The sequence below is a fragment of the Sulfitobacter sp. NFXS29 genome (assembly GCF_040148765.1).
Classification (GTDB): Bacteria; Pseudomonadota; Alphaproteobacteria; order Rhodobacterales; family Rhodobacteraceae; genus Sulfitobacter.
This window is the reverse complement of the sequence record NZ_JAGDED010000002.1, coordinates 91,429-112,013: the sequence shown is the minus strand read 5'-3', so window position 1 is coordinate 112,013 and position 20,585 is coordinate 91,429. Positions and strand designations below refer to the sequence as shown.

Sequence of the window (20,585 nt, the reverse complement as noted above, 5' to 3'; positions counted from 1 at the left end):
GACGGTTTCGCCTCCCGGCGCGGCCCTTATCCCCGCGGTGATTGCCCGCGTATGGAAAAGGGTTTTGCCCAGTTGCAGCACTTGGCTTCGACCCTCATTAAGGCTGCTTTGCAATCCGACCGCTGTGGCGCTTGTGTGAGCAACGCCCCCGTAGCTTTGGGCCCACGGCGCCCTTTGGCCCGCAGCAACCCTGCCAAAACAAACAGCATTGTCCGCCTCTGTCACAAATGTTTTGCATTGTCAGGCCACAAGGGGCCGCAATGCGACGAAGTATAAATTGACCAAATGGTCTAACGCGCGCATTCTGCCGACAATTAGTACACTAGAAAGAGGATTTCCCATGACACGAACCATTCTGCTGGCCGGCACCATGCTGGCGGGTCTCGCCTCCGTGGCTCAAGCCGACACGCTGCGTCTTTTGACATGGGGCGGCTACGCACCTGAGGACGTGGTCGCGAAATTCGAAGAAGAGACCGGCCATACCGTCGAAGTCACGAAATCCAACAACGAAGAAATGATCGCCAAGCTGCGCGCGACGGGCGGCGGTGGTTTTGACCTCGCTCAGCCGTCGCAAGACCGCATCATGGGCCCGCAGATGGAATTCGGCATCTACAAACCGATTGATGTCTCCAAGCTGAACAAAGAGTTGTTCATCACCTCCATGCTCGACTCGACCATGGCGAACACCACCGTAAACGGCGACGTCTACGGCGTGCCGCATGTCTGGGGCACCTCTGGTCTGGTGATAAACACCGCCGAAGCGGGCGAGACGGTCAAGGATTACACCGACCTCTGCGCGCCGGAAGTGGCGGGTAAGGTCTCCTACCGCCTGAAGCGTCCGACGCTCATCGGTTTCGCCTTCGCCATGGGCGAAGACCCCTTTGCCGCCTATGGCGACGAAGCCAAATACGCCGAGATCATGGGCAAGGTCGAAGCCAAGCTGATCGAATGCAAAGAGAACGTCAAAACCTACTGGGGCGGCGGTGATGAGCTGATGAACCTGCTGCGCTCGGGCGAGGTGACCGCGTCGATGGCATGGGACACCGGCGGTTGGAAGCTGAACGACGACAACGCTGATCTGACCTTCGTGGCCCCGACCTCGGGTGCGTTGGGCTGGATCGACACCTTCGTACTGCCCGCAAAAGGCCAGGCCGACGATGTGGCCTATGAATGGATCAACTTTGTCATGCAGCCCGAAGTCGCAGCGATGATCACCGCAGCGGCGGGCAACTTCACTGCCTCTGCTGGCGCGGATGAGTTTGCCGAAGACAGCCTGAAAGCCAAGTATCAGGCCAGCTTCCCACAAGAAGCAATCGACAACATCAAATGGTATCCGCCGGTGCCTGCCGGTCTGGAAACGATCGAAGGCGAAGTGCTGGATCGCGTCCAAGCTGCCAACTGATAACTGACCATCGGGCGGCACCCTCATCTCGGGGGTGTCGCTCCTTTACACGGAATTCACATGACCCCAGATCTGGAATGCGTCGACCTCGTTAAGCGGTTCGGCGATACCACCGCTGTTAACAACGTCTCCTTCACGGTGCCGCCGGGCAGTTTCTTCTCCATCCTCGGGCCTTCGGGCTGCGGCAAGACGACGATCATGCGGATGATCGCGGGGTTTCTTGACCCGACCTCGGGCGACATTCGGATCAAGGGCGGATCGGTGCTTGATACGCCGCCGAACAAGCGGCCCGTGAACATGGTGTTCCAGCATCTGGCGCTTTTCCCGATGATGACGATTGCCGAGAATATCGGCTATGGCCTGCGCCGCCGTGGCATGGCCAAGGGAGAGATCGCGCGCAAAGTGGATGAGGCGCTCGACCGGATCGGCCTGCCGGGGATCGGCGCCCGCAAGGTGGATGAGCTTTCGGGAGGGCAGAAACAGCGGGTCGCCATCGCGCGCTGCATGGTGTTGGAGCCTGACGTGCTGCTGCTGGACGAGCCGCTGGGCGCGCTGGATCTGAAACTGCGCGAACATATGAAGGTTGAGCTTAAATCGCTGCAAGCCGCCTTTGATACGACATTCGTCTATATTACCCACGACCAGTCCGAAGCGCTGGTGATGTCCGACCAAATCGCTGTCATGAGCAACGGCCAGTTTGAGCAGGTCGGCAAAGGGCAAGACCTCTACTACCGCCCCGAGACGCCATTCGTGGCAGGCTTCATCGGGGAATCAAACCGCTGGAAAGGCCGGATCGAGCGGGTTGAGGGCGACGCGCTGCAACTGCGCACCGACAGCGGGCTCGCGATGCGGGCGACGGGCGCGGGCCTTGTCCAAGGCGCACGGGCCGAGATTTTCGTACGACCTGAATCCATTCGCCTTGCCGCCAGCGCCGATGCGCTCTCGGGCTTCGACAATCAACTGACGGGCACTGTCACGAGCCTGCTGTTTAACGGCGCGGCCTCGCGTGTGTTGGTGCAGGACGATGTTGGCGAGACGCTCGAAGTCACGCTGCCGCAATCGGGAGAATTCTCAAGCCTGCAACGCGGTGACGCGGTGCATATCGGCTGGGGCGCGGGGCAGGCGACCTGCTTTGGGGCCGCCTGATGCGCAGCCAATCCCGCATTACATTCTACCTGCTGCTGACGCCTTTGGTGCTCTGGCTGGGTCTGCTCATCATCATCCCGCATATCGACATGCTGCTGATTTCGTTGCGCGAACGGATCAGCTTTGGCGTCTATGAAACCAGCTTAGCGCAATACGAAAAGGCGCTGACCGAACCGCTCTACCTACGCACCTTCTGGCGCACGGCGGTGATGTCGGTTCTGGCAACCGCGCTGACGCTGCTGATCGCCTTTCCGGTATCCTATTACATCGCCAAGATGGCCAAGGGGCGCTTGCAACAGGTGTTGTTCCTGCTCTGCTTGATTCCGTTCTATGTCTCTGAGCTGGTGCGTACTTTTGGCTGGATGATCCTGCTGCGCGAGACGGGTCTCGTCTCGAGCCTGCTGCAATGGGCGGGGCTGGCGGATCGACCGGTTGAGATGCTCTATACCGATGCCACGATGATGGTGGGGCTGGTCTATACCTCTATGCTTTTCATGGTGGTGCCGCTTGTCACCACACTGGAAAGCCTCGACGACAGTGTGATTGAGGCGGGCTATGATCTGGGCGGCAGCGGTCTGTCTGTCTTGCGAGAGATCATCATCCCCCACGCCATGCCCGGCATCGTCTCGGGCTGTATCGTGGTCTTTATGCTGAGCTTGGGAAACTACCTGACGCCGACAATGCTTGGTGGCAAGGACAGCCTGTGGTTCACCGAAATGATCTATAACCAGTTCATCGTGCGCTCCAATTGGGAGCTTGGCGCCGCTTTTGGCTTTATGCTGTTGGTGCTGTCTTCGGTGATCGTCTGGGGGATGCTCTGGCTGACAGGCCGGACCCTCAAGGAAACGATGGGGTGATCCAATGATCCCGACAATCCCGCAATCGCGCAGCTTTCGCATCCTCTATGGCGGCTATGTGGCGCTGTTCTTTCTCTATTTGGCCCTCCCACTCACCGTGGTCGCAGTCTTTGCCTTCAACGACAGCCAGTTCCCCTCCCTCCCGTGGGAGGGGTTCACATGGAACTGGTTCTTTGGCGAGGAACGCCCGCAGATCGGCGTCTTTCATGAACGCGGCATTCTGCGGTCGGTCGGCACATCGGCATTCGTGGCGCTTTGCGTGGCGACCATGTCGGTCTGCGTTGGCACGACGAACGCCTTTTTGTTCAACCGCTATGAGTTTCGCGGCAAAGGGTTTCTCTATGTGCTGATGCTGCTGCCGCTGGTGATCCCTGGCATCGTGCTGGGCATCTCGGTTCTGGTGTTCTCATCCACGCTGGCCAATGGCGTCTGGGACGTGGCGCAGATTGACATTCAGGCGCTGCGCCCCGGTCTGCTTTTGGTGATCTTAGGGCAGTTCAGCTTTATCACTACCATCGCCACACTCGTCATCTCGGCCCGCTTGCAGAAGTTTGACCGCACCCTGGAAGAGGCGGCGCTGAACCTTGGTGCTGATCGGCTGACCGCCGTTCGCACGATCACGCTGCCGTTCCTTGCACCTGCGATGATTGGCGCGGTCGTGGTGGCGTTTCTCATGAGCTTTGAGAACTTCAACACCACGCTGATGCTGGTGGGCTCTGACGCGCCGCTGACGATTGCGATGTTCGACCGGTTGAAAGAAGGCTCAACCCCGCTGCTGAACGCCGTGTCACTGCTGTTGATGCTGGGCTCATCGCTTTTGGCGCTGATGGTGATCCTGTTTCAAAAACGAAGCTAAGACCTCGGCAGGCCCGCGCTGGGCCTGCTGCGTTTGGTTAAAGCGCCCCGCGCACCGCTAGACTAAACCTCTCTAACATATCCGCATCCTCGGCGAGGGTGCGCCGCAGCGACCGAGGCAGTTCAAGCTGCACCCCCTCGCCAGAGCGGGTGCGGTTGCAGATGTTCGTCTCATGCACGCCGGGCAGGGTAGTGTTGGGCGCCGCGTCAAAGCCCGCGTCGCGCAGGGCCGCGCCGATGGCATCGCGTAGCGCCTCGGCACGCCCACCAAGCCAGACCGTTTCGGTGCCATCATCCTTGCGCCCATGGATCGCCACGGCCAGCGTCGCCTCCGCCACAAGCTGCAACGCCTGCGGCTCGTCGAAGCGGTGCGAGGTGATGTGGAAATCCCCATGCGCCCCGGCATTCAACGCCTCGAACAGATAGTAGGAATAGTCGCTTCCCGCGATGGCCTCGGCGATCAGGCTGGTCTTAGGCTCAATCGTGCCGCCGTGGGGCGCCAGAATGACCACCGCGCTGCCCCGATCCTCGGCGCGGATGCGGTAGTCGAGATCCGCTGTCATCTCGGCAGAGAGGTCGGCGAAATTGTCGAAACGATCTGTCATGGACTGGCTCCTATCAGTTGGGGGCGGCGCTTAGACGTCGAGCTTGCGCACCGTCTTGCTGATCCGCCCGTCTTTCCGCTCCAGAAGGACAATCTCACCGAATTCGATTTTCAGCCACTCGTCCCCGTCTTCGGTCAGCGGCTCTGACGCGAGTATGGCCGAGGTGGCCTCCCCCTCGGGGCAGGGGTCGATGTCATAAGAATTCGCATGGTCCTCAAAATTCGCGCCGGTAAGGAGGTAGATCGGCTCAAGCAGCATCGAAAGGGGCAGGTCCTCCTCCCGCAGCTTTTTCCAATCGCCCGTCACATCGGTTTCGCCTTCATGGCCGCAGCCGAAGTTCACGCCGATGATCCGATCCGAACTGACAAGCGCGATCTTGAGTTTGGTCAGCGCCGCAAGATCGAGGTCGCGCGCAGCTTTGCAAATCACCTTCAGCAGTTTTTCAAACCCGCGCTGCACATCGTCATCGCTGTCGCCTTCCAGCAATGACAGCAGCAGCACATAGAGAAATTCCGTATCCGTCGTGCCGCGCATCTGGGTGAGGTATTGATCTTTGCAATGGGGCAAGAGCTCACGTTGCAACTGCCGCCAATGGGGCAGGGCACCGTTCTGCGCGATGATCCACGGGGTATGGTCAAAGGAAAACGGGTGGCAGTTTTCATCGGCCTGCACGACGCTGGCGTCATAAGAGGCCGCGCGGATATGCGACAGCATCGTATGGGCCTGTAGGCTGGGGATCAGGGTCTTGGCATTGTCGTCGTGAAAGGCCGCTTTGGGCCGGTGATAAAGCAGCGGCGCGTCGGGTTTCAGCAGATGCGCGCTCCAGGCGGCAAAGCCCCAACCGGCCAGTTGCAGGCTGGGGTGAAGTTCCGGATCAAGGCTCTGATTCAGCAGGCTGTTCTCAGGCGCAAGGAGCAGCGACTCGATTGGCAGTTCAGGTCCGATATAGGCGAGGAAGCGGCACATGGTTTTCCTTACTCTTGAGATATTTCAGCGGTTTCACGAAGGGTGTGAAGGGCTGAGATAGAGCGGTGCACGCGGAAATCGACAGGTGGCCGAACAGGGGGGGGGCGACAGGGGGCTTGTAGGGGGCGAATGCCGCGCCCGGTCTACGAAGGGCGCCGCTAACTGGGCCGGGGCGCGGTGGATTGCCCGAAGGGCGTCGCGGGCGGCACCAAATGCGCGCCACCCGTAGTCTGACCTATAGATCAGATGTCAGAGATATAGTCCGCCGAGACATAGCCCTGCACCTCTGGCGCATCGGCCAAGGACACCCGGCACCAAAGCTGGCCAATCTCGGTCACGCAATCGCGACGGTTCAAGATGGTGCCATCGGGCAGCCCCATGATGACCCCGAAATCAAGCCCGGGCCCAGACCGCAGCTTCAAAAGCTCATCCGGTCCGGTGCGGTGAACCATCACCTGATCGGCGGCGATGCCCGCACAACCTGCGGCGAAAATAAGGGTGGAAACGGCTGCAAATGTGATCCTGCGCATGATCTGCCTCTCTTTTGTTTTCTCATGTCATAGATCGAAAACGGGGCTGATCCTAGCCGCCTTATCCCGTGGGCTCTTTGCACTGCTCCAAGGCGCGTTTCAAAGAATGCTCGTCATAGGGTTTCATCAAGCTGACATAGCGCGAGGGCTCGGTCTCGCCTTCGGCATATTCTCGCGGATCGGCCCCAGAGGCGATGATAACCGCGATCTCGGGGCGCAGTTGCGTGACGTGCTGCACCAGATCCATGCCAGAGCCGTCGGGCAGGCCGAGATCGGTGAACATGATGTCGAACCGCTCGGCCTCTAGGCTACGTTCGGCGGCGGCGACGCTGTCGGCTTCGGTCACGGCGTAGCCCAGATCGGCAAGCATATCCGCGGTCGCCATGCTGATCAGCGCATCGTCTTCGACCAGCAAAATTTTAGGTGCGTCATCGGGGGCGCTGTGCGCGTCTTCCTGCGCCCCGTGGGCGGCATAGCTGCCGGATTGGCGAGAGAGAATCTCATGAATTTTCAGGGCCAGCCGCTCGCGGTTGTAGGGCTTGCTCAGCAGATCGACCCCTTCGTCCAGCCGCCCGGCGTGGACAATCGCGTTCTGGGTATAGCCCGAAGTAAAGAGCACGCCGACATTCGGCAGATGCGCCTTGGTCTCGCGGGCAAGCTCGGGGCTGCGGATTTTGCCGGGCATGACCACATCGGTAAAGAGCAGATTGATCTGCACACCGCTTTTGACAATCGCCAGCGCGCTATCGGCGTTCTCGGCAGTCAGCACGCCATAGCCAAGATCGCGCAGCTGATCGACGGCGGTCTCGCGCACGGCGGCGTCGTCTTCGACCACGAGGATCACCTCACCGCTGCCCGTGGGCGTTTCGGTGGTGGCAGGCAACGGGGCGCTTTCTTCCTGGCGCTGCGTGCGCGGCAGATAGACCCGCACGGTCGTGCCTTGGTTCTCTTCGCTGTAGAGTTTGATATGCCCGCCGGACTGTTTGATGAAGCCGTAAACCATGCTGAGGCCAAGCCCCGTGCCTTCGCCCGTCTCTTTGGTGGTGAAGAAAGGATCAAAGACCTTTTCCATAATCTCGGGCGGGATGCCTGCGCCGGTATCGGTGATCGCCAGCATGACATATTGACCGGGGGCCACATTCGGGTGGCTTTGGGCATAGGCATCGTCAAGTGCGGCGTTGCCCACTTCGATTGTCAGCTTGCCATGGTGGGCCATCGCGTCGCGCGCATTGATCGCAAGGTTCAGGATCACGTTTTCCAACTGCGCCGGATCGACAAGACAGTTCCACAGCCCGCCCGAGATCACCGTCTCGACCTCGATCCCCTCGCCAAGGGTGCGGCGCAGCATGTCGTCCATGCCCCGCACCAATCGGCCAAGGTTCTGCGGCTTCGGCTCCAAGGGTTGCTGGCGACCAAAGGCGAGCAGCTGCGCGGTCAGCTTTGCGCCGCGCGACACACCCGCCATGGCGTTGTCGACAAACCGCCGCTTGGCGTCGCCCTCGGCCAGTTCCTTTGACAATAGCTGAAGGTTGCTGCCCACCACCTGAAGCAGGTTGTTGAAGTCATGCGCAATGCCGCCAGTGAGTTGGCCCACGGCTTCCATCTTTTGCGCCTGTACCAACTGCGCCTCAAGCCGGTCCCGTTCGGCCATGGCCTCTTCGACCTTGGTTTTCAGCGCGTTGTTGAACTCAATCTCGGCGTTGCGTGCGCGCAGTTCTTCGCGCAGGTCGCGGACCTCGATCACGGTGCCCACGGTCTTGCCCGTCTCATCCTTCATCGGCGAGGCGGTGAAGCCCACGGGGTAGAAACTGCCGTCCTTATGGACAAAGGTTTCCTCACCCTGCGTCTGGTGGTTTTCCGGAAAAGCGCGGTCGATGGCGCAGTCTTCGATCGGGAAATGCCGCCCGTCGGGGTGGGTGTGGTGGATCACGTCATGCAGCGGTCTGCCGACGGTTTCCTCGAACTTGTATCCGGTCAACTCTTCGGCTGCGCGGTTCATGAAGACGCATTGCTGTTTGTCGTCCATCATGAAGATGGCCATCGTGGTGTTGCTCAGGATCGCGTCCAGCCGGGCCGAGACTTTGGTCAGCGCCGCGTTGGTCTCTTTCTGTTTGGTGATGTCCTGAATGGCCGCATAAAGGACCTTTTCGCCCTCGGTTGAGATCAGCTGCAAATGGGTCAGAACGCAATACCGCGAGCCGTCCTTGCGCTGGTGGACCGTCTCATATTCAAGCGTTGTCGTCTCGCCGTTGATCAGCGGCTCAACGAGGTCTAGAAACGCCTCGCGCGTCAGTTCGGGCTTGATGTCCCACGCCGCCATGCCGCGCAGCTCTTCCATCGAATAGCCAAGGTTCTCCCGCGCGCCGCGATTGGCGAGGGTGAAGGTAAAGTCTTCGACTGAAAACAGGTAAACTTCGCTTGCCGCGTCTTCTACGATCTGCCCAAGGCGATCGCTCGCCAATCTCAATGCTTCTTGCACTATTTTCCTCAAGCTTGTCGGTCGCTGGACCCGGCTAAATTCGACCTGCAAGTTGCAGGGTATATGTAACCTAGTCTTATGAAGCGGCAAGACGAGCGCAAAAAGCACATTCTTTCAAGGGGCGGGTTTTCGCGCAGAAAAACGCGGGCCAGCCCCCGCCAAGCTGGCGGATGCCGGAGAGGATGAGAGGCTACGCGACGCGATGGCCCATGGCATAGACCGACCGCAGGATCGGCGCGTCTTTCATCACCTCGAACAGGATCAGATCGGCCCGCGCGCCCAAGGCAATCTCGCCCCGATCGGTCAGGCCTACGTGATGCGCGGGCGTGCGGGTGACGGTCGCCAGCCCCCGCGCCATATCGCCCCATAGATTGCCCAGTTGCACGGCGCCCAACAGCAGGGCCGCGGGGACATAGTCAGACGACAGAATATCAAGCAGGTCCAGTTCCGCCAATTCCTTTGCCGCCACATTTCCCGAATGCGACCCGCCGCGCACGAGGTTCGGCGCGCCCATGATCGTTGCGATGTCTTGGGCGTGGCAGGCCGCTGCCGCCGCGCGGGTGGTGGGGAATTCAGCCAAGCGCACGCCGTGGGCGTGGCTGGTCGCGACCTGTTCTGCCGTGGTGTCATCATGGCTCGCCAGTGCGGCGCCGTAATGCGCGGCGGCTGCCACCGCTGCCGCCTCATGTTTCGCGCCCAGCCGTTCTTGCAGCCCATGCAGGAAGGTGACGTAATCGCCAAAGTCCTCACGCGGGAGACCGTTTTTACCGCAGACGTAATCCTCGAACTTTTGCACATCGCGGAATTGCCGCTGGCCCGGCGTGTGGTCCATCAGGCTGACGATGCCGACTTTGTCGTCGGGGCCAAACTCGGCCAGTTCTTCCTCCAGCGTTTCCGAACAGATCTCGGCGCGCAGGTGGATATGGTGGCTGATCGCAAGCGCCCCGCTGTCGCGCATCATTAGAATTTCATCGGCCATGTCGCGGGCATATTTGCCATAGCGCTTGCGCCCCGCGTCCGACAGGATCGACCCGACCCGGATCGCGTCGAAAACCGTGGTGATCCCGGTGCCCGCCAACTCGCGGTCATGGGCGATGATCGCCGCGCGATGCGGCCAATCCACCTTGGGGCGCGGTTTCATATGGCGTTCAAGGTTGTCGGTGTGCAGTTCCACCAGACCGGGGGCGAGGTAGCGGCCTTCGCAATCGACCGCCCCCTGTGGCACGGCGGTGCCGTCGGCGATATCGGCGATCATCCCGTCGCGCAGCACCACGCTGCCGGGGATCACCGCATCGGGCAGGATGATTTTGGCATTGGCGAGAATGGTTTCTTTTGTCATGTGAACGTCACGCTTGTTGCGCATCCATGGATGCAGGGAGAAGATGAATGAAGTTCGACCGCTACGCGATCTATTACACGCCGCAGGGCAGTCTGGCCGAGGCTGGAGCCGCTTGGCTTGGCTGGGATGTGGCGCGCGGGCAGGCCGTGGCGCATCCGGAGATCGCCGGGCTGGACGTGGCCGCCCTGACCGAAACGCCGCGCAAATACGGGCTGCATGCGACGATCAAGCCGCCTTTCGTTTTGGCCGAGGGGGCTACGGCTGACGGCCTGCAATCCGCGTTCGAGACATTGTGCACGCAGCTTGCCCCCGTCACGCTGGATGGTCTCAGCCTGACCCCGCTGGGTCGCTTTCTGGCGCTGACGCCTGAGAGTGACACCGCCGCGCTCAACGCCATGGCCGCCGAGGTGGTGCGTGGCCTCGATACCTTCCGCGCGCCCCCGGCAGAGGCGGATTTGGCCCGCCGACGTCAAGCCAACCTGACCCCGGCGCAAGAGGCGAACCTGACGAAATGGGGCTATCCTTATGTGATGGAGGCGTTTCGCTTTCACATCACCCTGACCGGCAAACTGCCGAAAAGCGATCTGCCACAGGTCACCGCAGCGCTGGCCCCCTATATCGCGCCGCATCTGCCACAGCCCTTTGTGCTGAGCAGCCTGACGCTGGTGGGGCAGGCCGAAGACGGTATGTTCCACGAGGTTCACCGCGCCGCCCTCTCGGGATAAAGCGCCGCCAACGCCTGCGCCACGGTCTGCTTGAGCGGGCCGGAGTTATCAATCTCGATCGCCGCGATATGGTCCGGCAGGGCGCGGTCGGCCCGGGCCAGCCGTGCGGTGATTTCCGCTTCGGTTTCGCGCCCACGGCCCCGCAGCCGGTCCGCCAATACGTCTGGCGAAGCGGTCAGCGATAGGACTTCCAACCCCGCAAACCGCAGCTTTGCTTGGGTCAGCATGCTGCGAGAGAGGTTCGCCAGCACGTCGCGCCCCTCGGCAAGGGCCGACTCAACCGCGATGGGGATGCCATAGCGCAACCCATGCGCAGCCCAACTCAGGGCAAAGGCGCCCTCCGCCTCCAACCGCAGGAACGCGGCCTCATCGATCCCGTCAAAGTCTTCGCCCCCCGCAGCACTTGGACGGGTGATGGCGCGGCGGGCGAGGAAGAGGTCGGGCTGTGCTTCCGCCAGCGCTTCCATCACACTGTCCTTACCCACGCCTGAGGGTCCCACCACCGCGATAAAGCGCCCGCTCATGCGGCCAGTCCGGGGGTGAAACGGGTGACATCCACCTCGCGGTCGCAGATTTGGTCGCGGGCGGCCTCATCATGGAAAATGCCCAAGATCGCCGTGCCGCGCGCTTTGGCTTCTTCGATCAGCGCCAGCACCGTGGCGCGATTGGTGGCATCAAGGCTCGCCGTCGGCTCATCCAGCAGCAAAACGGGGTAAGGATGTGCAAAGCCGCGTGCGATGTTCACCCGCTGCTGCTCCCCGCCCGAGAAGGTCGTGGGGCTAAGCTGCCAAAGCCGCTCGGGGATGTTGAGTTGCGCCAGCAACTCTCCGGCCCGCGCCCGTGCGTCGGCTTCGCTGCTGCCCACCGCGCGGAGCGGTTCGGCCACCACGTCAAGCGTGGCCACCCGCGGCACCACCCGGAGGAACTGGCTGACATAGCCCAGCACATTGCGGCGCAGGTCCAATATCTCACGCGGGGCGGCGCGGGCGACATCCAGATCGCCCACCATGATCCGGCCCGAAGCGGTCAGATAATTGCCGTAGATCATCCGCATCAGCGTTGATTTCCCGGCCCCCGAGGCCCCGGTCAGCGCCACGCATTCGCCGCGCGCCACGGTCAATTCACCGCCACGCATCACCGGGATCACCGCCGCACCTTGATTGTGCAGGGTGAAGGATTTGCTCACATTTTCCACGCGTATCATGTGTTCAGCCTTGTTTAACCTATTGTTAACGTTTGTCATTTGTTTCGCGTGCGAAACATTTCCCTGCACCGTCAAACCTGTAGCACGCTAGAGACCAAAAGCTGCGTATAGCCATGCTGCGGGTCGTCCAAGACCTGATCCGTCAGCCCGGTTTCCACCACATGGCCGTCCTTCATCACCATCAGCCGGTCCGCCAGCAACCGCACCACCGCCAGATCATGGGTCACGATGATGGCGCTCAGCCCCATCTCGCGCACAAGCCCGCGCAAGAGGTCGAGCAGCCGCGCCTGAACGCTCACATCCAGCCCGCCGGTGGGTTCGTCCATGAACACCAGTCGCGGCCCGGTCACGAGGTTGCGGGCAATCTGCAAGCGCTGCTGCATCCCGCCTGAAAAGGCCGAAGGCCGGTCGTCGATCCGATCCTCATTGATCTCCACTCGGCCCAGCCAATCGGTGGCGCTGGCGCGGATGTCGCCGTAGTGCCGTGCGCCCACGGCCATCAGCCGCTCGCCCACATTGCCGCCCGCGCTCACGTTCATGCGCAGCCCGTCGCGGGCGTGTTGGTGCACAAAGGCCCAATCGGTGCGCGACAGCATCCGACGCTCCGGCTCGCTCATCGTCACTGTGTCGCGCAGCCCATCGGCGCGGGTGTCAAAACGCACCGCCCCACGATCCGGCGTCAGATGCCCCGCCAGCGTGTTCAGCAGCGTCGACTTGCCCGACCCGCTTTCGCCGACGATGCCCATCACCTCACCGGGGTAGAGATCAAAGCTGACATCGGTGCAGCCAATCCGCGCACCATAGAATTTCGCGATGTTTTCAACTTGCAACAAGGGGGTCATGCCACGCTCTCCAACACAGGGGCCGCATCCGCGCCGCGATGCCCAGCCGCCTGACGCGCCGCGCAATAATCGGTGTCGGAGCACATGAACAAACGCCCGCCTGCGTCATCGACGATCAACTCATCCAGATAGCTGTCCTCGGCCCCACAGAGGCCGCAGGGGTGATCGGCTTTGCTGGCCTCAAAGGGGTAGTCCTCGAAATCTAGCGACACGACCTGCGTATAGGGCGGCAGCGCATAGATCCGCTGCTCGCGCCCCGCGCCGAAGAGCTGGATCGCCGCCATTTCCAGTTTGGGATTGTCGAATTTCGGGATCGGCGAAGGGTCCATCACATAGCGCCCTTCGACCTTGACCGGATAGGCATAGGCCGTGGCAATCGCGCCGTGTTGGGCGATGTCTTCGTAGAGTTTCACATGCATCAGCCCGTATTCCTCCAGCTCGTGCATCTTGCGGGTCTCGACTTCTGAAGGCTCTAGAAAGCGGAGCGGTTCGGGGATTGGCACCTGATAGACCAGCACTTGATCTTCGCGCAGCGCGGCTTCGGGGATGCGGTGGCGGGTTTGGATGACGCTGGCCTCGGTCGTGGCTTCGGTCACGGCGACCCCGGCGGTCTTCTGGAAAAAGCGGCGGATCGAGACGGCGTTGGTCGTGTCGTCTGCCCCTTGGTCGATCACCTTGAAGGTATCCTCGGGCGTCAGAACGGCGGCAGACACCTGCACCCCGCCCGTGCCCCAGCCGTAGGGCATCGGCATTTCGCGGCTGGCAAAGGGCACCTGATAGCCGGGGATCGCCAACCCTTTCAGGATCGCGCGGCGGATCATCCGCTTGGTCTGCTCATCCAGATAGGCAAAGTTGTAGTCGTTCATGCCGCTATCCTCATTCGTGTCTTGATCACTTTCGGTCATGGTGGGGCTCATTCTGCGGCCTCCCGGGGCGCGTCTTGGGACGCCGCCGTCGCCTCGCGACGCAGCTTGCGGATCAGTTCGAGTTCGGATTGGAAATCGACGTAATGGGGCAGTTTGATATGCTCCAAGAACCCCGTCGCTTGGATGTTATCTGCGTGATAAAGCACGAATTCCGCGTCTTGCGCAGGCGCGCCGAGGTTGTCTTCGCCCAGTTCTTCCCAGCGCAGCGCCCGGTCCACCAGCGCCATGGAGATCGCTTTGCGCTCGGACATGCCGAAGACCAACCCATAGCCGCGGGTGAACTGTGGCGGTTCGGTTTTGGAGCCCGTGAATTGGTTCACCGTTTCGCATTCGGTTAGCTCAACTTCGCCGATCTCCATGGCGAAACCCAGTTCGGGGATGTCCATTTCCACCGCGACCTTGCCGATGCGCAGTTCCGCGACGAAAGCGTGGTTGCGCGCATAGCCGCGCTGGGTGGAGTAGGCCATGCCGAGCACGAAACCTTCGTCGCCGCGGGTTAGCGCTTGCAGCCGCAGGTCGCGGGTGGCGGGCAGTTCCAGCGGTTCGCGGGTTAAGTCGCGCGGCGGAGTCTGACTGTCCGTGTCGCGCTGCATCAGCCCTTCGCGGTCGAGGAACTCCATGATGTGCGGCGTGTCCTTGGGCGGCTCTGCATCGGTCACCTCGGGGGCGGGGGACACCTCTCCATCGGCGGCCAGTTTGAAATCCAGCAGACGGTGCGTATAGTCGAAGGTCGGCCCCAAAACCTGACCGCCAGGCGCATCCTTGAAGGTGGCCGACACGCGGCGGTCACAGGCCATTGTGCCAGTCTCCATCGGGCGCGAGGCACCGAAACGCGGCAGGGTGGTGCGATAGGCGCGGATCAGGAACACCGCTTCGATCAGATCGCCCCGCGCCTGTTTGATCGCCAACGCGGCGAGGTCGGGATCATAAAGCGAGCCTTCGGCCATTACCCGGTTCACCGCCAGCGTCATCTGTTCGCGAATTTGTGCAACGCTCAGTTCGGTCACGCTTGCGTCACCGCGCCGCTCTTCGGCAAGCCATGCGTGGGCGTTGTCGATCGCCCGCTCGCCGCCTTTTACCGCTACATACATCAGGACACCTTTGTGCTTCGGGGCAGCGCCGCCAGTCGGTCGCCGCAGGTGAAAATGAAATCCAAACCACGCGGGAAGAGCGCCGCATTTCGTTGGAAGGCTGCGCGGTCGGGCAGCGACAGCGCTGCGCTTTCTTTGATGCCGGGGCCGGAGAGGGTTGCGCCCTCGGCGCGTAGATCATCCACTTCGACGATCAGCGTGGCAGAGCGGTCAGGGTAGGCGGCGCTGCCGAGGGGGAAGTCGCTGAGGGGCAGTTCGTCCCAAGTGCCCAAGGCGAATTGCGCGGCGCTGGCCGCGACAAAGGGCGCGCCGGTGTGAAAGGTGATCCAGTCACGCAGCTCGGGCCGGTCGAGGCTGGGGGCGAGGTAGAGCGGCGTTTCGGGGTCGCAGAGCGTTAGCAAGACGACCCCGGCAGCGATGGACAGGCCCGCGGGCGGTTCGGCTCCGGCAACGCTGTTGATCTCCCCCGGTTTGGCCATGGCGTTCATCACGGCGCGAAAGGCAAAAGCGGCGTCTTTGGGCGCGTCGCGAAACCCGCCAGTCAGCGATAGGGTCTGCATCAGTCTTCTCCTCTGACCATGGTGAAAAAATCGACCTTTGTGGCGGCGGCTTTGGCGGCGCGGCCGGCGCGGCGTTGGGCCTCAATCTCAGCCAGCGGGTCGAGCAGTTTGGCGCGGACCTCATCGGCGGCTTCGCTTTGCATCAACGCGTCGACGAGGGCGGCCTGCAGCGCCTTGTCGCGGCTGCGGCCTTGCACATAGGCGTGGCCGTCAGGGCCATCCGCCAGCCGCACCGAGCAGCGCGTGACCGACATTTCGCCCATGTTAAAGGCGTCGCCCACGGCGCCCATCCGGCCCCGCAGCATGACGCCGCCGATCTCGGGCGCGCGGAGCAGGTCATGGGCGGGAGCCGCGCCGTAGCGCGCCCAGAGCCGGGCCAGATCAGCGGCCTCGGCCCGCGCGAGCAGCCCCATCCAAGCCTGCCGGTCGCGGGTCTTTTCTTTGGTTTCAACCGTCATCTAGACACCTTGTGCATTTGTCTAATTTACTATACAACTAGACAAGTATTAGCCGCTGGCCTCACGCTGGCGCAAGCTTGGATATGTGAAACTTCTGCGACATGGCCCGTACTGCGATCTGGAAAACCATCACCGCCACGCTCACCCATGACATCGCCACGGGGAAATACGCCCCCGGCGACCGGCTCCCGACCGAGGCGCAATTGGCCGCGCGGTTCGGGGTGAACCGCCACACGGTGCGCCGCGCGATCAGCGATATGAACGAGGGCGGGCTGACCTATAGCCGCCGGGGCGCGGGGGTCTTCGTGGCGCAGCGGCCCACGGATTACCCCATCGGCAAAAGGGTGCGGTTCCACCAGAACCTTGCGGCGGCGGGGCGGGTGCCGGCCAAAGAAATCTTGATGTTGGAGACCCGCGCGGCGTCGGCTCATGAAGCCGAGCAGCTTGGGCTAGGGGGAGAGGCGCTCGTGCATGTCTATGAGGGGCTGTCGCTGGCCGATGACCAGCCCATCGCGATTTTCCGCAGCCTGTTTCCTGCCGCGCGGTTTCCGGACCTGTTGAAGGCGCTTGAGACCAGCCGTTCGGTCACCTCGGCCTTGGGGCAGGGCGGGGTGGCGGATTACACCCGCGCCTCGACCCGGCTGACGGCGAAACTGGCCAGTGCCACGCAAGCGCTGCATCTGCGGCTGACCGAAGGCGCGCCGATCTTGCGGTCTGCCGGGATCAACGTGGACTCGGATGGGGTGCCGGTGGAATACGGGGTGACGTGGTTCGCGGGTGACCGCGTGACGCTGACCCTCAACCCCGGCGACTAGCCGTATTTCTCCAAAAACGCTTCGGCAGGCAGGGTCTGAAAATCTTTGAGCGATGCCTGCAACTGCGCATGGGGCCAATCCCACCACGCCAATTCCTCCATCCGCGCGGCGATGCTGTCGGAAAAGCGGCGGCGCAGCGGTTTGGCGGGGATACCGGCGACGATCATATAGGGGGCGACATCGCGGGTGACGATGGCCCCGCCCGCGACCACCGCGCCATGGCCGATCGTCACCTCGGGTCGGGCCTGCGCGCCGTGGCCTAGCCATGTGTCATGACCGATTGCCGTGCGGCGGCTGCGGCGGAGGGCGAACCAATCGGCGTCATCCTCAGCCCCGTCAAAGTAGTCTCCGGCGCGGTAGTGGAAGTGGTGTAGGCTGGCCTTCTCCATCGGGTGATCCGTGGCCCCGATGCGCACGCTGGCGGCGATATTGCTGAACTTGCCGACTTGGGTGTTGGCGATGTCGCACCAGCGGTCGCAATAGGAGTAGTCGCCGATCTCGGAATGGGCGAGGCGGCTGGCGCGCCCAATCTCGACATAGCGCCCGAACTGCGTGTCCGTTATTTCGCAGTCGGGGTGGAGGAAGGGCGCGTCGGGTTTAAGACGCGCCATCAGTGACCCGCCTCGGTGCCCGCGATCAGCTTGCGGCGCAGCCAGCCTGAGAAGTTGTCCATCGCCACGACCATCAGGCTGATCAGCACGATGTAATAGCTCACTTCCTCCCAGTCTTTCTGGGTGATGATCGCTTGGGTCAACAGCAGGCCGATCCCGCCGCCGGTGATCGCGCCGATGATGGTGGCTGAACGGGTGTTGGATTCCAGATAGTAGAGCACTTGGCTCAGCAGCACCGGGGTGATCTGCGGGATGACGCCAAAGCGGTAGCGTTGCACGGGTGCTGCCCCGGTGGAGGCGATGCCCTCGATCTGCTTGTCGTCCACATTCTCCAGCGCTTCAGAGAAGATTTTGCCGAAGGTGCCGGTGTCGGTCAGCAGGATCGCGAGCGATCCGGTCAGCGGGCCAGGGCCGAAAGCCCGGGAGAGGACGATGGTCCAGATCAGCCCGTCGACCCCGCGCAGGAAGTCGAATAACCGTCGCGCGGTGAAGCGCAGGCCGCCTAAGGGTGAGAAGTTCTTGGCTGCGAGGAACCCCAGCGGCAGGGCAATCATCGCTGCGCCAAAGGTGCCGAGGAAGGCCATGAGAACGGTCTCAACCAGCGCCCAAGCGACATCGCCGTGACGCCACATTTTGTTGGTCCAAAAATCCTGCCAGATCGCGCCGTATTCACCGCTGCGCAGCAGTTCCAGTGGGGACATGCCGTGATAGGGGCTGTCGAGCGTGAAGAAGAACAGCTCCCACCCGTTGAAATAGCGGAACACTTCGGCCCGGTTGCGGGTGATCGTCAAACGGCCTGCATCCGTGGTCACGGCAAGACGGTTTTTGGAGGCGTTGATCCACTCGGGCAGGGGGCCACCCGGCAGGGTGGCATTGACGCCGCTGCGCCCCGGCGTGGCGGTGATCAGCCCGTAGCCGGGCACGTCATAGCGCACTTCGGGGCCAAGTTCGACGGTATGGCCGTCGCCCAGCTCGACGCGGGTCGTCTCGCCCAAAGTGACCCAATCGGGCGCGGTGCCGGGGGCATAGCGGCCTTTGCGCTCGCCTTCGATAGCGATCTCCATCTCGCCGTTGCGGTTGTCGCGGGCGACATGGGTTTTGTAGCTGTAGCTATCGGCGACCAGCGTCTTCATGTTCGAGACATTAATCCGATCGCCCAGCCCGGCCACGTCGAAGGCGAAGAAGACGTAGGTGAGGTAGACAATGATCAGCACCGGCGCGGCGAGGCTTGCCATCCGCTTGCGGCGGAAGCTGCGGCTGGCGACCTGCTGGGCGGGGAGGGTGGAAGCGGTAAGGTCGGTCACAGGATGGCTCCCTTGTCCTTATAGGCGCGGCCATGGGTCAGCCGGTCGCGGAAATGGCTTGAGACTTGGTCAACGATGATGATGGTGCCGAAGAGCAACAGAAAGATCGCCGCCGCCTCGTCGAATTTGCCCTGACCCCAAGACATCGTGTTGCGCAGGTCATAGCCGATGCCGCCTGCGCCGACGAAGCCGAGGATGGCCGAGGCGCGGATGTTGATCTCGAACCGCAGCAGTGCGTAGGAGAGGTAGTTGGGCGCGACCTGCGGCACGACGCCCAAGACCATCCGCTGCAGCCAGCCCGCCCCGACAGAGGCAAGCCCTTCGACGGGCTTGAGCGATGCGTTCTCGTTCACCTCAGAGAAGAGCTTGCCAAGCGCGCCCACGGTGTGCAGCGCGATGGCGATCATCGCAGGCACCGGGCCACCGCCGAGCAGGAAGATCAGCACCAGCGCGACAACAATCTCGGGCACGGCGCGCAGCACATCCAGCAGGCGGCGCAGCGGGCCGACGAGCCATGGCGCGGGGGCAAGGCCACGGGTGGCCAGCAGGGCGGCGAAGAAGGCGAAAAGCGCGCCGATCAGCGTCGCGGCCCCGGCGATGTTTACCGTCTCGATGAGAGAGGGGAGGTATTTCACGAAATAGCCGGGCAGCAGATGGACGCGCTCCCAAGCCTCGCTCAGCACATCGGCGGGGAAGTCAAAGACGTTGGGCAGCCCGTTCCAGAACCCGCCTGCGTTACGGGCATTGGCGGTGCCGAAGCCGCCGATCAGCAGGGCCAAGAAAACGACCAGCAGGATCATATTCATCACCCGCTTTTGTCGGGTGTGGGCAAGGTAATCCGCCGTGATCTGCGGCGCGGTGGTGGTCTGGTGCATCTGTCGTCCCCCTATGACGACAGGCCCCGACAATCGTTGCCGGGACCTGCCAGATGTCTTTTGTCCCTCAGGATCAGTTGGATTTCGCCTTGCGCGCTTCGACGATCGAGACATAGGCGTCATGGGCAATCGGATCGAAGCCAAGGCTCTCACCCGCGGCCACGCCATAGGCGCAGTCGGCGTCCATCTCGTGCAGCTCATCCACCAGTGCGGTCATGGTCGCTTTGACTTCTTCGGGCAGATCTTTGCGCAGCACGACCGGGCCTTCGGGGATCGGCTTGGAGCGCCAGATTTCCACCAGATCGTTCATGTCGATCAGGCCCGCGTCCACGGCTTTGCGCAGCGCGCCGGAGTTGTAGCCGTCTTCCCAGTTGCCCTGACCGTCGGCCCATGTCACGCCGCCCGCCACATCACCGTTGTTGACCGCGACGATGGTCTGCTCATGACCGCCGGTGAATTTCACTTCGCCGAAGTAGTCGCCGGATTCCATGGTGGCACCGGTTGTCTGGGGGATTTCGATGGAGGGGATCAGGTAGCCGGAGGTGGAGTTCGGATCACCAAAGCCAAAGACCTTGCCCTGCATGTCTTCCAGCGTGTTGATGCCCGCATCTTTGCGCGCGAAGCCGATGGAGTGGTAGCCGTAGGAGCCGTCAAGGTTGATCTTGACCAGAACCGGCTCGACCGCTTCGGGGTCTTGCAGGTGAACGGCGGCATAGGCCGAGGCACCGAGCCATGCCATGTCGAGCGTGCCGCCCAGCAGACCTTGGATCACGCCGTTATAGTCGGCAGGGGCAAAGAGTTTGGCCGGAACGCCAAGGCGTTCTTCGGTGTAGCTGCGCAGACATTCGTAGGAGTTCATCCGGTCCTGCGCGTTTTCCCCGCCAAGGATGCCGATGCGAAATTCGGTGACATCTGCGGATTGAGCCAGTGCAGCGCCGGTCAGGGCCGTGGTTGCCAGTGCGGCGGCGATGAGCTTCTTCATTTTGTCGTCTCCA

Annotated in this window: 22 protein-coding genes; 6 read left to right on the top strand and 16 right to left on the bottom strand. The window is 62.3% G+C overall.

From position 1 onward, the window contains the following. The first annotated feature begins 340 nt into the window (after positions 1-340). The 4 genes from J3456_RS05325 to J3456_RS05310 are packed head-to-tail and all read left to right on the top strand — an operon-like array spanning position 341 to position 4,261. Positions 341-1,402, top strand: a complete 1,062-nt coding sequence (locus J3456_RS05325) for an extracellular solute-binding protein (protein WP_349579234.1) — start codon at positions 341-343, stop codon at positions 1,400-1,402. A 60-nt stretch (positions 1,403-1,462) separates the two neighbouring features. Continuing rightward, a complete protein-coding gene (locus tag J3456_RS05320) occupies positions 1,463-2,548 on the top strand; it encodes an ABC transporter ATP-binding protein (protein WP_349579233.1) in 1,086 nt (361 codons plus the stop codon). Further along, the gene (locus J3456_RS05315) at positions 2,548-3,405 is read left to right on the top strand and encodes an ABC transporter permease (protein WP_349579232.1); all 858 of its coding nucleotides are present in this window, start codon (positions 2,548-2,550) and stop codon (positions 3,403-3,405) included. The genes J3456_RS05320 and J3456_RS05315 overlap by 1 nt, the downstream gene beginning before the upstream one ends. Positions 3,406-3,409: 4 nt before the next feature. Further along, entirely contained in the window at positions 3,410-4,261 is an 852-nt protein-coding gene (locus tag J3456_RS05310) for an ABC transporter permease (protein ID WP_349579230.1), read from the top strand. A gap of 37 nt (positions 4,262-4,298) precedes the next feature. Here the strand turns inward: J3456_RS05310 and J3456_RS05305 are convergent, their stop codons facing one another. From J3456_RS05305 to J3456_RS05285, 5 genes are all read right to left on the bottom strand, one after another. Next, positions 4,299-4,865 carry a poly-gamma-glutamate hydrolase family protein gene (locus tag J3456_RS05305; RefSeq protein ID WP_349579229.1) on the bottom strand — a complete coding sequence of 189 codons (567 nt, stop codon included), beginning with the start codon at positions 4,863-4,865 and terminating at the stop codon, positions 4,299-4,301. A 30-nt stretch (positions 4,866-4,895) separates the two neighbouring features. Then, positions 4,896-5,831: a class II glutamine amidotransferase gene (locus tag J3456_RS05300; protein WP_317389706.1), complete on the bottom strand. Its 936-nt coding sequence runs from the start codon at positions 5,829-5,831 to the stop codon at positions 4,896-4,898. Between the two features lie 242 nt (positions 5,832-6,073). Continuing rightward, positions 6,074-6,361 carry an SH3 domain-containing protein gene (locus J3456_RS05295; RefSeq protein ID WP_349579228.1) on the bottom strand — a complete coding sequence of 96 codons (288 nt, stop codon included), beginning with the start codon at positions 6,359-6,361 and terminating at the stop codon, positions 6,074-6,076. Between the two features lie 61 nt (positions 6,362-6,422). Continuing rightward, positions 6,423-8,822: a PAS domain S-box protein gene (locus J3456_RS05290; RefSeq protein ID WP_349579227.1), complete on the bottom strand. Its 2,400-nt coding sequence runs from the start codon at positions 8,820-8,822 to the stop codon at positions 6,423-6,425. A 208-nt stretch (positions 8,823-9,030) separates the two neighbouring features. Continuing rightward, positions 9,031-10,179 carry an alpha-D-ribose 1-methylphosphonate 5-triphosphate diphosphatase gene (locus J3456_RS05285; protein ID WP_349579226.1) on the bottom strand — a complete coding sequence of 383 codons (1,149 nt, stop codon included), beginning with the start codon at positions 10,177-10,179 and terminating at the stop codon, positions 9,031-9,033. Between the two features lie 47 nt (positions 10,180-10,226). On the opposite strand from J3456_RS05285, the gene J3456_RS05280 reads away from it, so the two are divergent. Continuing rightward, the gene (locus tag J3456_RS05280) at positions 10,227-10,904 is read left to right on the top strand and encodes a DUF1045 domain-containing protein (protein WP_349579225.1); all 678 of its coding nucleotides are present in this window, start codon (positions 10,227-10,229) and stop codon (positions 10,902-10,904) included. Here J3456_RS05280 and phnN read toward each other — a convergent pair. From phnN to phnG, 7 genes are all read right to left on the bottom strand, one after another. Beyond that, the gene (phnN, locus tag J3456_RS05275) at positions 10,880-11,428 is read right to left on the bottom strand and encodes a phosphonate metabolism protein/1,5-bisphosphokinase (PRPP-forming) PhnN (protein ID WP_349579223.1); all 549 of its coding nucleotides are present in this window, start codon (positions 11,426-11,428) and stop codon (positions 10,880-10,882) included. The two genes, J3456_RS05280 and phnN, sit on opposite strands and share 25 nt — an antisense overlap. Then, complete coding sequence (gene phnL, locus J3456_RS05270) at positions 11,425-12,108, bottom strand: phosphonate C-P lyase system protein PhnL (protein WP_067935921.1); 684 nt, start codon at positions 12,106-12,108, stop codon at positions 11,425-11,427. The genes phnN and phnL overlap by 4 nt, the downstream gene beginning before the upstream one ends. A gap of 71 nt (positions 12,109-12,179) precedes the next feature. Next, positions 12,180-12,950: a phosphonate C-P lyase system protein PhnK gene (phnK, locus tag J3456_RS05265; RefSeq protein WP_007117460.1), complete on the bottom strand. Its 771-nt coding sequence runs from the start codon at positions 12,948-12,950 to the stop codon at positions 12,180-12,182. Then, the gene (locus J3456_RS05260; RefSeq protein ID WP_349579437.1) at positions 12,947-13,816 is read right to left on the bottom strand and encodes an alpha-D-ribose 1-methylphosphonate 5-phosphate C-P-lyase PhnJ; all 870 of its coding nucleotides are present in this window, start codon (positions 13,814-13,816) and stop codon (positions 12,947-12,949) included. Before J3456_RS05260 ends, phnK begins: the two co-directional genes overlap by 4 nt. 47 nt (positions 13,817-13,863) lie before the next feature. Next, positions 13,864-14,967, bottom strand: coding sequence for a carbon-phosphorus lyase complex subunit (locus J3456_RS05255; protein WP_349579221.1), 1,104 nt, complete (start codon positions 14,965-14,967; stop codon positions 13,864-13,866). Then, positions 14,967-15,527, bottom strand: coding sequence for a phosphonate C-P lyase system protein PhnH (phnH, locus tag J3456_RS05250; protein ID WP_349579219.1), 561 nt, complete (start codon positions 15,525-15,527; stop codon positions 14,967-14,969). The genes J3456_RS05255 and phnH overlap by 1 nt, the downstream gene beginning before the upstream one ends. Then, the gene (gene phnG, locus J3456_RS05245; RefSeq protein ID WP_349579217.1) at positions 15,527-15,985 is read right to left on the bottom strand and encodes a phosphonate C-P lyase system protein PhnG; all 459 of its coding nucleotides are present in this window, start codon (positions 15,983-15,985) and stop codon (positions 15,527-15,529) included. The genes phnH and phnG overlap by 1 nt, the downstream gene beginning before the upstream one ends. A gap of 101 nt (positions 15,986-16,086) precedes the next feature. Here phnG and phnF point away from each other — a divergent pair, with 101 nt between their 5' ends. After that, on the top strand, positions 16,087-16,800 hold the full coding sequence (gene phnF / locus J3456_RS05240; protein ID WP_349579216.1) for a phosphonate metabolism transcriptional regulator PhnF: 714 nt from the start codon (positions 16,087-16,089) through the stop codon (positions 16,798-16,800). On the opposite strand, the gene J3456_RS05235 is transcribed toward phnF, so the two are convergent. The 4 genes from J3456_RS05235 to phnD form a co-directional block, all read right to left on the bottom strand. After that, a complete protein-coding gene (locus J3456_RS05235) occupies positions 16,797-17,411 on the bottom strand; it encodes an LbetaH domain-containing protein (protein ID WP_349579215.1) in 615 nt (204 codons plus the stop codon). The genes phnF and J3456_RS05235 overlap by 4 nt on opposite strands. Beyond that, on the bottom strand, positions 17,411-18,646 hold the full coding sequence (gene phnE / locus J3456_RS05230) for a phosphonate ABC transporter, permease protein PhnE (RefSeq protein ID WP_349579436.1): 1,236 nt from the start codon (positions 18,644-18,646) through the stop codon (positions 17,411-17,413). Before phnE (J3456_RS05230) ends, J3456_RS05235 begins: the two co-directional genes overlap by 1 nt. 65 nt (positions 18,647-18,711) lie before the next feature. After that, positions 18,712-19,590 carry a phosphonate ABC transporter, permease protein PhnE gene (gene phnE / locus J3456_RS05225; RefSeq protein ID WP_349579214.1) on the bottom strand — a complete coding sequence of 293 codons (879 nt, stop codon included), beginning with the start codon at positions 19,588-19,590 and terminating at the stop codon, positions 18,712-18,714. A 73-nt stretch (positions 19,591-19,663) separates the two neighbouring features. Next, positions 19,664-20,572 carry a phosphonate ABC transporter substrate-binding protein gene (gene phnD / locus J3456_RS05220; RefSeq protein ID WP_349579213.1) on the bottom strand — a complete coding sequence of 303 codons (909 nt, stop codon included), beginning with the start codon at positions 20,570-20,572 and terminating at the stop codon, positions 19,664-19,666. Between the last annotated feature and the right edge of the window lie 13 nt (positions 20,573-20,585).